Below are 14,486 nucleotides of genomic sequence, written 5' to 3' on the forward strand. Positions count from 1 at the left end.
GGCGGGTCGACATCCCCATCGACTCACCGCTATCAGGAGCAACCTCCCATGCCACATGCACCACTGATCACCCTCAACGACGGCGTGCAGATTCCACAACTGGGTCTGGGCGTCTGGCAGCTCGATGACGATCAGGCCTACGCGTCGAGCGTGGCCGCCCTCAAGGCCGGCTACCGCCACATCGACACCGCCATGATCTACGGCAACGAGGCCGGCGTCGGCCGCGCCGTGGCCGAAAGCGGACTGGCACGCGACGAGATCTTCATCACCACCAAACTGTGGAACACCGACCAGGGCTACGACAGCACCCTGCGCGCGTTCGACGCGAGCATGGCCAAGCTTGGCCTGGAGCAGCTCGACCTGTACCTCATCCACTGGGCGCTGCCCAAGAAGGCCGCCTACCGCGACACCTGGAAAGCTTTCGTACGGCTCCAGGAAGAAGGCCGCGTGCGCTCTATCGGCGTGTCCAACTTTCATCCAGAGCACCTGCAGCACATCATTGCCGATACCGGGGTGACGCCGTCGGTCAACCAGATCGAACTGCACCCCGATTTCGCCCAGATCGAGTTGGTCGAATTCTGCAAGGGCCTGAACATCGTGACCGAGTCGTGGAGCCCACTGGGCCAGGGCGGCGCCCTGCTCTCCCAGCCGGTGCTGTCGCAGATCGCCGAGAAGCATGGCAAGAGCGCTGCCCAGGTGATCCTGCGCTGGCATGTCCAGAACCAGCACGTGGTCATTCCGCGCTCGAGCAACCCGGAGCGCATTGCGCAGAACCTCGACGTGTTCGATTTCGTGCTCGACGAGCAGGACATGCAGGCCATCGCCCACATCCCGCAGACCGGGCGGCTTGGCCCCAACCCCGACACCTTCGACATGGGCGCGTGACACGGGCGCTCGACAGACACACCCCGCAACACCTGTTAAACTGATCGTCTCCCAAAACAACGCTAGACACACCCCACGGCTGCCAAGCCGCGGGGTGTTTGTGCTGATAGGTATTGCATGTCCTTGACCGATATACGCCGTAACGTACTGGCTGGCCTGACGTCCTCTTTCGCGCTGGTGCCCGAGTGCATCGCCTTTGCCCTGGTGGCCCAGGTCAACCCATTGATGGGTTTATATGGCGCCTTCATCATCTGTACTCTCACCGCGTTGCTGGGCGGCCGACCGGCGATGATTTCCGGCGCTGCCGGGTCGATGGCCGTGGTCATCGTGGCGCTGGTGGTACAGCACGGCGTGCAGTACCTGTTGGCCACCGTCGTGCTCAGCGGCCTGATCATGGCGATTTTCGGCGTGCTGCGGCTCGGCAAGCTGGTGCGCATGGTGCCTCACCCGGTCATGCTGGGCTTCGTCAACGGGCTGGCGATCGTCATTGCGATGTCGCAGCTCGAACACTTCAAGACCCACGACGGCCAATGGCTGCCGTTCGGTGAGCTGGGCATCATGACCGGGCTGGTGGTGCTGACCATGGCCGTGGTCTACCTGCTGCCGCGCCTGACCAAGGCCGTACCCGGCGCGCTGGTGGCGATCATCGGCGTCAGTCTGCTGGTGCAATGGCTGCACTTGCCCACGCGCACCCTGGCCGACATGGCGACCATCGCCGGCGGCCTGCCCAGCTTCGAGTGGCCCAGCATCCCGCTGGACCTGGCGACGCTGAAAATCATTGCCCCCTATGCCCTGCTGATGGCCATGGTCGGATTGCTGGAAACCTTGCTGACCTTCAACCTCACCGACGAGATCACCGAGACCCGTGGCCAGCCCAACCGCGAATGCGTGGCGCTGGGCGTGGCCAACATCACTTCGGGCCTGTTCGGCGGCATGGGGGGGTGCGCAATGATCGGGCAGACCGTGATCAACCTGAGTTCGGGGGGCCGCGGGCGGCTGTCCGGGATCGTCAGCGGGGTGATGATCCTGCTGTTCATTCTGTTCCTGTCACCGCTGATCGAGCGCATCCCGCTGGCCGCACTGGCCGGGGTGATGTTCGTGGTCGCGCAGCAGACCTTTGCCTGGGGTTCGGTGCGGGTGCTGGGCAAGGTGCCCGCCAACGATGCCGTGGTGATCATTGCGGTGACCATCATCACCGTGTTCACCGACCTCGCCACTGCCGTGCTGTGCGGCATCCTGATCGCGGCGCTGGCCTTCGCCTGGCAGCACTCGCGCGACATGCGCAGCGATGTCCACGACAGCGACGAGGCACGCGTCTACACCCCGCATGGCACATTGTTCTTCGCCTCGACCACGCATTTCCAGGCACTGTTCGACCCGCAGAACGACCCGGACCAGGTCTACATCGACTGCCGTCATCTGCACCTGGTGGATCATTCGGCCATCGCCACCATGGAGAATCTCGCCGCCCGCTACAGCAAGTTCGGCAAGCAGCTCCAGCTGCGCCAGCTGTCCTCGCGCAACCAGCGCCTGCTGGAAAAGGCTCACGCCGCCGTGACCATCGGCTGAGTTCATCTGCGCCGTTCAAGCGGGGTACCTCTGTGCGGCTTTCCTACAAGGCTCGATCCTTGAGCCATGAGAGTCGCCGGGCGAGGATGGGTCCAGTGCCGCTGGTTGCGGCTCCAGACCCGAGGCGAGGTGCCAAGTGCTTGAACAATACGGATCGTGCCATTGCGACGGGTCACCGGCCCCGGGGGACGCGTCATGAACCAGGACACTCTGGTCGCTGGCGCCGCCGCGGCATCGGGCCTGGCACTGGGTGCGTCAGCTTCCTGGCCAGCCTTCGATAACCTGCTGGGCGCGGCACTGGGCGCCTGCCTGGTGATCAGCCGACAACAAGGCGCGAGCTGCACGCGCAAATTGACCAACTTACTGCTATCTGCCGGCGTCGGTCTGCTGTTCGCGCCAATGGTGCACGATCAGGTACCGCAACTTACCGGGGGCATTGCCGCTTTCGGCTGCGCACTGCTGGTGATTCCGCTGAGCGTGAAGTTGCGAGACTGGGTTCGGGGGCTGGACATCGAGGACATTCTGCGCCGTTTCAGAGGTTCCTGAGCCCGTCAGTTCGAGCGCCGCAGGCTGGCAACTTCCCGTTCCAGCTCACGCAGCCGTTTGCGCTCGAGCGCAACCTGGTGAACATGCTCCAGGTCCTGGGCACACAGCCCTTGCAGGGTGGCCAGCACCGCAACCACCGCATCGTCGGCGAGCAGCGTCTGTGGTTCGAGCAGCATGGCACCGCGGCCCAACAGCAACCAGTCGAGGGAAATGCCGTCGGTGCGCGCCAGGTCCATGCACAACGCGTACGGAATGCTGCAGCGAGCGCGCCAGCTGGCCAGGGTTTGCGGGCTGATGCTCAGGGCCTTGGCCAGCGCTGCGTCGTTGGAAGCCGCCAACAGATGCTTGAGCCGATTCAGCACTTCGGTTGTTTCAGAGGTACACACGTTGGGAACTTCCGCTTGACCCACTCAATTTGAGTATATTAATTTATTCGAATTGCATATTAATATTAACCCTAGTTCATAAATCAAGGATATCCAAGATGCAGCCCTACAACTTACATACATCATAACGAAATTTCCTACATGGCGTGGCTACTCAGACTCACTGTATTTAGCCGCCCGTTGTGCAAAGGCAAGACGCAGGTAGCGCCAGCAGTTCACTCAAGGAAGACTTACTTAAAATTTTGTAGTTGATCCCGGTGTCTCAGTGGTACGAGCACGGCGCGGGTCATAAGGTTTGAAGAATGAGCACTTACAAGATGGTTTGCCCTCACTGCAAGAACAGAATGCGCATCCGCACCAGCGAGGGCACCCATGTGTTCCTGCGCGTGGCGTACCTGCAGTGTACGAACGAGATCTGTGGCTGGTCGGTGCGGGCGGAGTTCGAGATGACCCATGAGTTGTCGCCCAGCGGGGTGGCGAACCCTGATATTCATTTGCCCAGCGCGCCCATCGCCCTGCGTCGCGCGGCGAGCAAACCGGCCGAGACGGCTGGCGCCGCCTGACCGTCTGCCTGCGCCGGGCACCCGATCAGGGCGGCCGGCGCCGGTGCAAACAAGCAAACAAGCAACCATCGGCATGCCCGCGTTGCGCGGGCAGCTTTCGGATGTGTATCAGCCTACCGGCGTCAGCACTTTGCGCTCGTCGTGAAAATAACCCTGAATATTGCTCCACACCAGGTCGCCCATGGCCTGGCGTGTCTCGTGAGTGCCGCTGGCCAGGTGTGGCAGCAGGACGACGTTGTGCAGGTCGATGAGCGCCTGGGGCACATTGGGCTCGTCTTCATAGACATCCAGGCCGGCGCCTGCAATCCGACCCTCGCGCAGCGCCTCGATCAGCGCCGGTTGGTCGACCACGCTGCCGCGGGCGATATTGACCAGGAACCCCTTGCTGCCCAACAGACCGATGCGCTTGGCATCGATCAGGCCTTCGGTGGACTTGCCACCGGGCACCGCCAGCACCAGCACGTCACAGTCGGCGATCATCGTATCCAGGTCGGCGTAATACTGGTAGGCGACACCGGCCTTGGGTTTGCGATTGTGGTAGAGCACCTGCATGTCGAACGCCGCGGCGCGCCTGGCGATGGACTCGCCGATGTTGCCCAGGCCGACGATGCCGATCTTCTTGCCGCCGATCTTGCTGGCGAGCGGAAACTTGCCTTGGGTCCACTTGCCCGCGCGCACGAAGCGGTCGGCCTCGCTGTAGCGGCGCATCACATCCAGGGTCAGGGCCATGGCCGTATCGGCAACGCAATCATCCAGCACCGCCGGGGTGTTGGTGACCACGATGCCGCGGTCACGGGCGGCATCGACGGCGATCGAATCGTAGCCGACACCGAAGCTGAAGATGGCCTCGAGCTTGGGCAGGCGGGCGATCACTTCGCTGCTGGCGCCCAGGGCACCTGAGGTGACGATCGCCTTGATTCGCTCGCCGTGCTGCGCCAGCCAGGCGTCCTGATCGGGCAATTCCCAAAAGCGGGTCGCGTCGAAGTGGGTTTCCACGGCCTCCTGCAGGCTGGGCAGCAGCGCGCCAATGATCAAGACGGGAACGTCGCGGGTCGATGGCTGTGTCATGAAACCTCCTGTTTGCATCGTTGAAATTGTTATGGAAGCCAAGCGTGGCGCAACGACGCCACGCAGCCCGTATGATAAACGACCAAGGTCATCGTACAACCTGCTCCAAGGTGATTACAACCACACAGGCCTGCATCGCAGACAGCGGTTGTATGCTGAGCGTAACCCACTAGACTGCACCTACCTGCCGATCAAGAAGCCCCTGATGCCAGACGACGCACAGTATCGACCCGCCCTGAAGTCCGACAGTTCGGCCCAGCGCATGGCTATCCTCTTCGTGGCGCTGGTGGTCGTCTCGCTGATCGTGCTGGATGTATGGCAGACCCTCACCGCGCGCGCGCAGGCCATGCATGTCAGCGAGATCACCACCTCCAACCTGGCCCGCTCGCTGGCCCAGCATGCCGAAGACACCATCAAGCAATCGGACACGGTACTGCTGGGCCTGATCGAGCGCATCCAGGTCGACGGCACGGCGCCTGCCGAAGTGCAGCGTCTGCGCAACCTGATGCAGGGCTGGACGCGCTCGATGGAGCAGTTGCAGGGGCTGTTCATCTATGACAGCCAAGGGCGCTGGGTGGCCAGCTCCAATCTCGCGGATCCGCCAGGCATCAACAACGCCGACCGGGAATACTTCCGCTTTCACCGGGATAATCCCGACCCCGGGGTGCATGTCGGGCCGGTCATTCGCAGTCGTTCCACCAACGCCTTGGTGATTCCTGTCTCCAGGCGCCTGAGCAGTGCCGACGGCAAGTTTGCCGGCGTGGTGCTGGCTACCTTGAAAGTGGAATATTTCAACCAGTTCTACGCCGGCTTCGACCTGGACGAGCGCGGGGTCATCGCCCTGCTGCTCAACGACGGCACCATTTTGCTGCGCCGCCCGTTCGATGAGAACGTGATCGGCAGCAGCATGGCCAAGGGCAGGATCTTCAGCGAGATGTTGCCGCAATCCAGCCATGGCACGCTGATGCAGCGCTCGCTGGTGGACGATGTCGAGCGGATGTACAGCTACCAGGCGCTGCGCAATTACCCGCTGGTGCTGGAAACCGCCGAATCCAAGGCGTCACTGCTGGCCAACTGGTACGAGAACCTGCTGCGTTCTGCAGTCTTCGTGCTGGTGGTCGGGATAGCCTTGGGTCTGTGCGCGATGACACTGATCCGGCAGATTCGCCATGGCCTGCGCACCGAGGCGGAACTGCGCAATGCCCACGCCGCGCTGCAGAAGCTGGCGATGCAGGACGGCTTGACTGGCCTGGCCAACCGCCGCCAGCTGGACGCGGCGCTGCCCGACGAGATCGGTCGGGCGCGACGCAACGCCCGTCCACTGGGCGTGATCATGCTCGACATCGACCATTTCAAGCGCTTCAACGACCTCTATGGACATCCCGCAGGGGATGAGTGCATCAAGGCCGTGGGCCAGGCGGTGCTGAGCTGTGTAGGCCGTTCGGGAGACTTGGTGGTGCGCTACGGCGGCGAGGAAATTCTGGTGCTGCTGCCCGAGAGTGACGAGGCCGGTGCCTGGCAGGTCGCCGAAAAGGTGCTGCTGGCGGTGCGCGCGCTGGCGATTGCCCATGCGGGCAGCGACCTGGGAATCGTAACCATCAGCGCCGGTGTTCACGTGTGGCGCAACAGCGACCCGGACGTACGCGCGCAGAGCCTCGTGGAAGCGGCGGATCAGGCGCTTTACCGGGCCAAGAGCTCGGGCCGCAACCGGGTCTATCCGCTACAACCGCTGGTGGTCTAGCGCAAGGCCGCTTCAGAGCATCTGCTGGTTGGCGGCCATGGACTCGATGACCATGCTTTTCTGATCTTCGGACAGCGCGTCCCAGATATGCACCTTGGCGTAAAAGCCCAGGCTGCCGAGGATATAGAAGCTGAGCACAGCGATGGTCAGCAGCGTCAACCACGACCAACGGCCACCCTCCTCGGCTTCTTCATAGGTCGAGTAGGCGTTTTCGATGCGCTGATCGCGCATGGAGGCCAGGCTGGTGGTGACGCGTTTGTAGCAATAGGACAGCAACAGCAGAAACAGGCGCAACATGGAAAAAAGGCCTCGGTGGGTGGCGATGTGTGAGCGGCAGCCTGGAAAAAGGCGCGCTGGAAACGCAAAAAGCCCGTCTTGGACGGGCTTTTTTTATGGGTAGCGTGCTGTCGACCGGTCAGGCCCCGACGCTTGGGATGAATTTTAGGCAGCTGCTTGGGCGCTGTAAACCGCGCGGAGGCGCAGATGTATGACAACCAAGCCCGCTCGTCTGCGCAATCGCGCGGCCCAGAGCGGTGCGCGCCGGCACTGCGGCACGCTGTCACACCGGCTGACATCGCAGGTGTTGGGCCCGGCAATACGCATTTACCGCCGACGCGGCTTGCGCCGCTGCTACAGAGATTGCGGGGAGCTTGGTCCGGCTGCGTCGCACATATCGCCGACGCGGCTTGCGCCGCTGCTACGGGGATCGCGGTGGGGCTGTTCGGGCTCAGCCACACCGCACAACCGGCGATACGGCTGTGTACCCGTGTAGCAGCGGCGCGAGCCGCGTCCGGATGCTCCGCGCAGCCGCTGATTCCCCGCGCGGCGCTTCTTGCTAGGCTTTTTGCAAAGGCAGCCTTTATCATGGCCACAGTTCCACACCAGAGCCGACCATGAAGTTTGCCATCGCTGTCTATTCGCCCGCCCACTCGCCGGCCTCGCGGCGCGCGCTGCTATTCGCCCAAGCGGTCTTGGCTCAAGGCCATCAACTGCTGAGGGTGTTCTTCTACCAGGACGGCGTGCACACGGCTTCCAGCAACATCGTCACCGCCCAGGATGAAACCGACACGGCGGCGCAGTGGCGCGCTTTCGTCGTCGAACATCAGATAGACGCGGTGGTGTGCATCGCCGCGGCCCTGCGGCGCGGCGTGCTCGACGAAGAAGAAGCACGTCGCTACCAGCGCACGGCCGCCAACCTGAGCCAACCCTGGCAGCTGTCCGGGCTGGGGCAATTGCACGAAGCCGCCCAGCAGGCCGATCGGCTCGTCAGCTTCGGGGGACATTGACATGGCCAAGTCCATGCTGATCATCAGCCGCCAAGCCCCCTGGGCAGGCCCCGCCGCGCGCGAGGCGCTGGACATCGCCCTGGCCGGCGGTGCCTACGACCTGCCGCTGGCCATGCTGTTTCTCGACGACGGTGTCTACCAGCTGCTGGATGACCAGGCGCCGGATGCCGTGCAACAAAAGAATCTTGCGGCCAACCTGCAGGCGCTGCCGCTGTTCGGTGTCGAGGAGGTGTTCGTCTGCAGCGCCAGCCTCGCCCAACGTGGCCTGGCCCAATCAGGGCTGGCCCTGCCCGCGCAGGCACTTGCAGATGCGCAATTGCGCGAGCTGCTGGCGCGCTTCGACCTTGTGGTGACCTTGTAATGAGTACTCTTCACGTATTGTCACACTCGCCGTTCAGCGACCAGCGCCTGCACAGTTGCCTGCGTCTGCTGGGCGACGACGACGCCATTCTGCTCAGCGGCGATGCGGTCTACGCCCTGGCGCCCGGCAGCGAGCCCTGGGCAGCGCTGGCGAGCGCCGGCGTCGCCGTCTTTGCCCTGGCCGAAGATGCGCAGGCACGCGCTTTGCCGAACAACCCCGGGGTCGAGCTGCTCGATTACCCGGCGTTCGTCGAGCTGACGCTGGCCTATGAAAAGGTCAATAGCTGGCTATGACGACACTCATCGTCGACGGGCGCAGCATCGCGCTGGATCAGGACGGCTACCTGCAGTCGCTCGCCGACTGGAGTCCGCAAGTCGCCCAGGCGCTGGCCGGCGCCGAGGATCTGCAACTGACCCCTGACCACTGGCAGATCATCGAGCTGCTGCGCCGCTTCCATGCCCAGTACCAGCTTTCGCCTGCCACCCGGCCGCTGATCAAGTACGTCGCGCAGCAACTGGGCGCTGACAAGGGCAACAGTCTGCACCTCAATCGCCTGTTCAATGGCACTCCTGCCAAACTCGCTGCCAAGCTGGCGGGCCTGCCCAAACCGACCAATTGCATATGACCGACTACCCTGCACTGATGCTGGAAACCCCCGAAGAGCACCCGTTCGCCCAATTTGTGCGAGCCCTGGGCAAGGGTAAGCGCGGCGCACGCAATCTCACTGGTGAGGAAGCCCGCGAGGCCATGGGCATGCTGCTCGATGGGCAGGTGGAAGACGCACAGCTGGGTGCCTTCCTCATGCTGCTGCGGCACAAGGAAGAAAGCCCCGAGGAACTCGCCGGTTTCACCCTCGCCCTGCGCGAACGCCTGCAGGCGCCGGCGCTGGCGGTCGATCTGGACTGGCCGACCTACGCTGGCAAGAAGCGCCACTTGCCGTGGTACCTGCTGGCTGCGAAATGCTTGGGCGGCAGCGGCCGGCGCATATTCATGCACGGCGCGGGCGCCCACACCGCCGGGCGGCTGTACAGCGAACAACTGCTCGGCACCTTGAACATCGCGCTGTGTCGGGACTGGGATGCCGTCGGCCAGGCGCTCGACCAGCACGGCCTGGCGTTTTCCCCGTTGATGGACTGGGCAGCGCCACTGCAACGCATGATCGACCTGCGCAACACCTTGGGCCTGCGCTCGCCCATTCATTCGCTGGCGCGGATTCTCAACCCGCTCGGGGCACGCTGTGGCCTGCAGAGCATCTTCCACCCTGGCTACCAGGCAGTGCATCGCGATGCCAGCGGCCTGCTCGGCGACACGGCGATCGTGGTCAAGGGCGACGGTGGCGAAATCGAGATCAACCCGGACAGCGCCAGCCATCTCTATGGCACCGGCGACCACCTGCCTTGGGATGAGGAATGGCCCGCCCTGGCCGCCCAGCGCCACGTGAAGCCGCCGACTCTCGAAGCCGGCCACCTGGTTGAGTTCTGGCAGGGTGAGCGCCAGGACAGCTACGGCGAAATGGCCTTGATCTCCACCATGGCCCTGGCCCTGCGAGGGCTGGGCAGCTCCCGCGAGCAGGCCTTCGACGAAGCCCGCGCGCTATGGGCGGCACGCGACCTGGCGGCGTGTACGAAGTCCTTGTAACGGCACCGGCGTGATGTCAGACCTACCGCACATGCCGCCGACGCGGCTCGCGCCGCTGCTACAGGGTTCATGCCGCCGCGACGGCGCCCCCCCTGCCCGGAATACCCATGTAGCAGCGGCGCAAGCCGCGTCGGCGGTACATACGGTGTGCCCGGAATACCTGTGTAGCAGCGGCGCAACCGCGTCAGCGGTACACGCGCTGTGCCCGGAATACCCATGTAGCAGCGGCGCAAGCCGCGTCGGCGGCACACCCGGTATGGGCCGCTGCGGCGGAGCAGCGTGATACAGTTCGCCGATACGCACTCGGGAGACGACCATGGGTTTGCTGATCGAAGGACGCTGGCACGACCAGTGGTACGAAAGCAGCGAGGACGGCGCGTTTCAGCGCGAAACCTCGCAGCGCCGCCATTGGGTCACCGCCGACGGACAACCCGGCCCCAGTGGCCAGGGCGGCTTCAAGGCCGAAGCCGGTCGCTACCATCTGTACGTCTCGCTGGCGTGCCCGTGGGCCCATCGCACCCTGATCGTGCGCAAGCTCAAGGCCCTGGAAACGCTGATCGACGTATCGGTGGTGAGCTGGCACATGGGCGAGCACGGCTGGACGTTCGACAGCCAGACAGGCTCGAGCGGTGATCACCTCGAGCCTTTGCGCTACCTGCACGAACGCTACACCCGCGACGATCCGCGCTACACCGGCCGAGTCACGGTGCCGGTGCTGTGGGACAAGCAGCAGAGCCGTATCGTCAGCAACGAGTCGGCCGAGATCATTCGCATGTTCAACAGCGCCTTCGATGCCCTCACCGGCAATCGCCTGGACCTCTATCCCGAGTCGCTGCGCCCAGCCATAGACCGCGTCAACGACGCGGTTTACCCGAATGTGAACAACGGCGTCTATCGCGCCGGCTTTGCCACTTCGCAGCAGGCTTACGCCAGTGCGTTCGACGATGTATTCGCCGAACTCGACCGCCTCGAAGCCACGCTGGACACCCAGCGCTACCTGACCGGGGAGTCCCTGACCGAAGCCGACTGGCGCCTGTTCACCAGCCTGATCCGCTTCGACGCGGTGTACCACGGACACTTCAAGTGCAACCTGCGGCGCATCGCCGATTACCCGAACCTGTCGAACTGGCTGCGCGAGCTGTACCAATGGCCGGGCATCGCCCAGACGGTGGACTTCGAACACATCAAAGGCCACTACTACACCAGTCATCCGACCATCAACCCGACCGGTATCGTGCCCAAGGGGCCCGCGCAGGATTTCAACGCTGCGCATGACCGTGAGCGCCTTCACGGCCGGGGTATCTGGCAACACGGCGAGGGGTGAGCCCGGTGCAGTCCTCACTGTTCGATGAGCCACAACAACCCAGTCGTCGCGAATCCCTGGGCGAGCAGACCTTCGTCCTGCGTGGCTTCGCCCTGCCCTGGCTGGACGACATCCTGCCGGCCTTGCGCGAAGTGCTCAAGGCAGCCCCGTTTCGGCGCATGGAAACGCCCGGTGGGCACACCATGTCGGTGGCGTTGAGCAACTGCGGGCAGTTCGGTTGGAGCACGGATGCGCGAGGATATCGCTACGTCAGCGACGATCCTCTCACCGGCCGCCCGTGGCCGGTGCTGCCCGAGGTGCTGCGCACGCTGGCTCGGGAAGCAGCGGCAGCGGCCGGTTTCGATGATTTCATACCCGATGCCTGCCTGCTCAACCGCTACGTGCCGGGCGCCAGGATGTCCCTGCACCAGGACCGCGATGAGCGTGACTACGGCGCGCCCATCGTTTCGGTTTCACTGGGCCTCGCGGCGATGTTCCAGCTCGGCGGCCTGCAGCGCAGCGACCGTCCGCTGCGCGTGCCCCTGCTGCACGGCGATGTAATGGTATGGGGCGGTGTCGACCGTCTGCGCTTTCACGGCGTGCTGCCGCTCAAGGAAGGCGTGCACCCGGTGATGGGCCCACAACGGATCAACTTCACCCTGCGCAAGGCTGGCTGAGCGCAAGCAGCGGAGTGTCAGCGCCCGCAGCAACGGCTAACATGGCTGCTTCGACGATCCACGGAATCGCGCCATGCTCACCCCTACCGCTCACCACAGCCAACTGGTTGCCGCCGCCTGCCGCCAGATCGAGGCCAGCGACGCTCCGCCCGAGTTGAGCGCGCTGGCCGAACGGGCCGGCTTGAGCCCATGGCACTTCCACCGGGTGTTCAAGGCCGTGACCGGGCTGACGCCGCGCAGCTACGCCAGTGCCCGACGGGCGCAGAAGGTCCGCGAGCAGCTTCAGCAGGGCAAATCCGTCACCGAAACCCTGTACGCCAGCGGCTTCAATTCATCCGGGCGGTTCTACGAGGCCGCCAACGGCATGCTCGGCATGACCCCGGCGGCCTTCCGCCAAGGGGGCAGCAAGGCTTCGATCCATTTCGCCCTTGCCCAATGCAGCCTTGGCGCGGTGCTGGTGGCCTGCAGCGAGCGCGGTGTGTGCGCGATCCTGCTGGGTGACGAGCCGCAAGCCTTGCTCGATGATCTGCAACGGCGCTTTCCCAAGGCAGCACTGATAGGCGCCGACTCCGACTTCGAAGCGATCGTGGCCAAGGTGCTGGGCTTCATCGAGGCACCGAGGGCGGGTCTGGACTTGCCCCTGGACATTCGCGGCACGGCTTTCCAGCAACGGGTATGGCAAGCGCTGGGCAAGATCGAACCGGGCACTACCGCCAGCTACGCGCAGGTTGCGGCCAGCATCGGCGCGCCGAGCGCGGTACGTGCGGTGGCCGGGGCCTGCGCGGCGAACGCCCTGGCCGTGGCGGTGCCCTGTCATCGAGTGGTACGCACCGACGGTGGGCTTTCCGGATACCGCTGGGGTATCGAGCGCAAGCGCGAACTGCTCGAGCGCGAGCGTCGGCCTGACACGCCTTGACGTCGATCTCGTCAGTGGACTTCTCGCAGGCTGCAGACACCAGCGTGCAGGACTGGCAAAGCGCTATATATTTTGCTATATGACGGTAGTCTTTTTTCCCACAGAGCGCCGTCCAATGAAGTTCACCACCCGCCTGCTTGCCCTCGGCGCCGCCATGGCCCTCAACAGTGCGTACGCCGATGAGGTACAGGTGGCTGTCGCCGCCAATTTCACCGCCCCCATACAGGCCATCGCCAAAGCCTTCGAGGCCGACACCGGGCACAAGCTCGTCGCCGCCTATGGCTCGACCGGCCAGTTCTATACCCAGATCAAGAACGGCGCGCCGTTCGAAGTGTTCCTGGCCGCCGACGACAGCACCCCGGCAAAACTGGAAAGCGAGCAGGAAACCGTTCCGGGCTCACGCTTTACCTACGCCACCGGCACCCTGGCGCTGTGGTCGGCCAAGCCTGGCTACGTCGACGCCGAAGGCGCCGTGCTCAAGGGCAACAGCTATCAGCACCTGTCCATCGCCAACCCCAAGGCTGCACCCTACGGGCTGGCGGCGACCCAGGTGTTGGCGAAGATGAACCTGACCCAGGCCACCCAGCCCAAACTGGTCGAAGGCCAGAACATCACCCAGGCCTTCCAGTTCGTCTCGACCGGCAATGCCGAGCTGGGTTTCGTGGCACTGTCGCAGATCTACAAGGATGGCAAAGTCGAGCAAGGATCGGCCTGGATCGTCCCGGCGGCCTTGCATGATCCGATCAAGCAGGACGCGGTGATTCTCAACAAAGGTCGTGACAGCGAAGCCGCCAAGGCGCTCATGCAATACCTGAAAGGCCCGGCAGCTGCGGCCATCATCAAGTCGTACGGCTACCAGATCTGATGCCGCTGGACGCCAGCGACCTGGGTGCGATCTGGCTGACGGTGAAGCTGGCCAGCCTGACCACGGTGATTCTGCTGCTGGTCGGTACGCCCGTTGCCTGGTGGCTGGCGCGCACCGCGTCGCCCTGGCGCGGTGCTGTCGGCGCAGTGGTCGCCCTGCCCCTGGTATTGCCGCCGACGGTCATCGGCTTCTACCTGTTGCTGCTGCTGGGCCCGCACGGTTTCATCGGCCAGGCAACGCAAGCGCTGGGTCTGGGCTCGGTGGTGTTCAGCTTCACCGGGTTGGTGATCGGTTCGGTGATCTACTCCATGCCTTTCGTGGTCCAGCCTTTGCAGAACGCTTTCAAGGCCATTGGCAAGCGACCTCTGGAAGTGGCCGCGACCTTGCGTGCAAGCCCTTGGGATTGTTTCTTCACCGTGGTGCTGCCGCAGGCCAAGCCTGGTTTCGTCACGGCCAGCATTCTGGGCTTTGCCCATACCGTGGGTGAATTCGGCGTGGTACTGATGATCGGCGGCAACATACCGGACAAGACGCGGGTGGTGTCGGTGCAGATCTTCGACCATGTCGAAGCCATGGAATACGCCCAGGCGCACTGGCTGGCCGGCGCCATGCTGGTGTTTTCCTTCGCCGTGCTGCTGTTGCTGCACCGCGGCCGTCAATCGCGCTCGGCGTGGAGTTGATG

18 protein-coding genes are annotated in these 14,486 nt (G+C 64.0%); 15 read left to right on the plus strand and 3 right to left on the minus strand.

The genetic code is table 11. The features are described from left to right. Window positions 1-48: 48 nt before the first annotated feature. From ONG87_RS10915 to ONG87_RS10925, 3 genes are all read left to right on the plus strand, one after another. Complete coding sequence (locus tag ONG87_RS10915) at window positions 49-885, plus strand: aldo/keto reductase (RefSeq protein WP_185793292.1); 837 nt, start codon at window positions 49-51, stop codon at window positions 883-885. Between the two features lie 117 nt (window positions 886-1,002). Then, window positions 1,003-2,454 carry a SulP family inorganic anion transporter gene (locus ONG87_RS10920; protein ID WP_185793291.1) on the plus strand — a complete coding sequence of 484 codons (1,452 nt, stop codon included), beginning with the start codon at window positions 1,003-1,005 and terminating at the stop codon, window positions 2,452-2,454. A 195-nt stretch (window positions 2,455-2,649) separates the two neighbouring features. Then, window positions 2,650-3,000 (plus strand): putative holin, encoded by a 351-nt coding sequence (locus ONG87_RS10925; protein WP_122477944.1) that lies wholly within the window; start codon window positions 2,650-2,652, stop codon window positions 2,998-3,000. Window positions 3,001-3,005: 5 nt separating this feature from the next. Here the strand turns inward: ONG87_RS10925 and ONG87_RS10930 are convergent, their stop codons facing one another. Continuing rightward, complete coding sequence (locus ONG87_RS10930) at window positions 3,006-3,386, minus strand: helix-turn-helix domain-containing protein (protein ID WP_192057036.1); 381 nt, start codon at window positions 3,384-3,386, stop codon at window positions 3,006-3,008. Window positions 3,387-3,688: 302 nt separating this feature from the next. Between ONG87_RS10930 and ONG87_RS10935 the strand changes: the two genes are divergently transcribed. Next, window positions 3,689-3,949, plus strand: coding sequence for an ogr/Delta-like zinc finger family protein (locus ONG87_RS10935; RefSeq protein WP_122477941.1), 261 nt, complete (start codon window positions 3,689-3,691; stop codon window positions 3,947-3,949). A gap of 108 nt (window positions 3,950-4,057) precedes the next feature. Here ONG87_RS10935 and ONG87_RS10940 read toward each other — a convergent pair whose 3' ends face one another. Next, window positions 4,058-5,017: a 2-hydroxyacid dehydrogenase gene (locus ONG87_RS10940; RefSeq protein WP_264381223.1), complete on the minus strand. Its 960-nt coding sequence runs from the start codon at window positions 5,015-5,017 to the stop codon at window positions 4,058-4,060. Between the two features lie 205 nt (window positions 5,018-5,222). Here ONG87_RS10940 and ONG87_RS10945 point away from each other — a divergent pair, with 205 nt between their 5' ends. Continuing rightward, a complete protein-coding gene (locus ONG87_RS10945) occupies window positions 5,223-6,758 on the plus strand; it encodes a sensor domain-containing diguanylate cyclase (RefSeq protein WP_163007561.1) in 1,536 nt (511 codons plus the stop codon). Between the two features lie 12 nt (window positions 6,759-6,770). Here ONG87_RS10945 and ONG87_RS10950 read toward each other — a convergent pair whose 3' ends face one another. After that, window positions 6,771-7,055, minus strand: a complete 285-nt coding sequence (locus ONG87_RS10950; RefSeq protein ID WP_192055960.1) for a hypothetical protein — start codon at window positions 7,053-7,055, stop codon at window positions 6,771-6,773. Window positions 7,056-7,651: 596 nt separating this feature from the next. Between ONG87_RS10950 and tusD the strand changes: the two genes are divergently transcribed. The 10 genes from tusD (at window position 7,652) to modB (ending at window position 14,484) form a co-directional block, all read left to right on the plus strand. Beyond that, complete coding sequence (tusD, locus tag ONG87_RS10955) at window positions 7,652-8,044, plus strand: sulfurtransferase complex subunit TusD (protein WP_122477934.1); 393 nt, start codon at window positions 7,652-7,654, stop codon at window positions 8,042-8,044. Between the two features lies 1 nt (window position 8,045). After that, entirely contained in the window at window positions 8,046-8,405 is a 360-nt protein-coding gene (gene tusC, locus ONG87_RS10960; RefSeq protein ID WP_122477932.1) for a sulfurtransferase complex subunit TusC, read from the plus strand. Then, window positions 8,405-8,698 (plus strand): sulfurtransferase complex subunit TusB, encoded by a 294-nt coding sequence (gene tusB / locus ONG87_RS10965; RefSeq protein WP_122477931.1) that lies wholly within the window; start codon window positions 8,405-8,407, stop codon window positions 8,696-8,698. Before tusC ends, tusB begins: the two co-directional genes overlap by 1 nt. Next, a complete protein-coding gene (locus ONG87_RS10970; protein ID WP_185793283.1) occupies window positions 8,695-9,030 on the plus strand; it encodes a TusE/DsrC/DsvC family sulfur relay protein in 336 nt (111 codons plus the stop codon). Before tusB ends, ONG87_RS10970 begins: the two co-directional genes overlap by 4 nt. Further along, on the plus strand, window positions 9,027-10,043 hold the full coding sequence (locus ONG87_RS10975; RefSeq protein ID WP_264381224.1) for a glycosyl transferase family protein: 1,017 nt from the start codon (window positions 9,027-9,029) through the stop codon (window positions 10,041-10,043). The genes ONG87_RS10970 and ONG87_RS10975 overlap by 4 nt, the downstream gene beginning before the upstream one ends. A gap of 316 nt (window positions 10,044-10,359) precedes the next feature. Further along, the gene (locus ONG87_RS10980; RefSeq protein ID WP_192059570.1) at window positions 10,360-11,367 is read left to right on the plus strand and encodes a glutathione S-transferase family protein; all 1,008 of its coding nucleotides are present in this window, start codon (window positions 10,360-10,362) and stop codon (window positions 11,365-11,367) included. Continuing rightward, window positions 11,364-12,023, plus strand: coding sequence for a DNA oxidative demethylase AlkB (alkB, locus tag ONG87_RS10985; RefSeq protein WP_264381225.1), 660 nt, complete (start codon window positions 11,364-11,366; stop codon window positions 12,021-12,023). Before ONG87_RS10980 ends, alkB begins: the two co-directional genes overlap by 4 nt. A 73-nt stretch (window positions 12,024-12,096) precedes the next feature. Beyond that, entirely contained in the window at window positions 12,097-12,939 is an 843-nt protein-coding gene (gene ada, locus ONG87_RS10990) for a bifunctional DNA-binding transcriptional regulator/O6-methylguanine-DNA methyltransferase Ada (protein ID WP_264381226.1), read from the plus strand. Between the two features lie 115 nt (window positions 12,940-13,054). Next, entirely contained in the window at window positions 13,055-13,804 is a 750-nt protein-coding gene (modA, locus tag ONG87_RS10995) for a molybdate ABC transporter substrate-binding protein (protein ID WP_185793278.1), read from the plus strand. Then, on the plus strand, window positions 13,804-14,484 hold the full coding sequence (modB, locus tag ONG87_RS11000) for a molybdate ABC transporter permease subunit (RefSeq protein ID WP_264381227.1): 681 nt from the start codon (window positions 13,804-13,806) through the stop codon (window positions 14,482-14,484). Before modA ends, modB begins: the two co-directional genes overlap by 1 nt. Window positions 14,485-14,486 lie beyond the last annotated feature (2 nt).

Source organism: Pseudomonas sp. MM227 (assembly GCF_947090715.1).
Taxonomy (GTDB): Bacteria; Pseudomonadota; Gammaproteobacteria; order Pseudomonadales; family Pseudomonadaceae; genus Aquipseudomonas; species Aquipseudomonas baltica.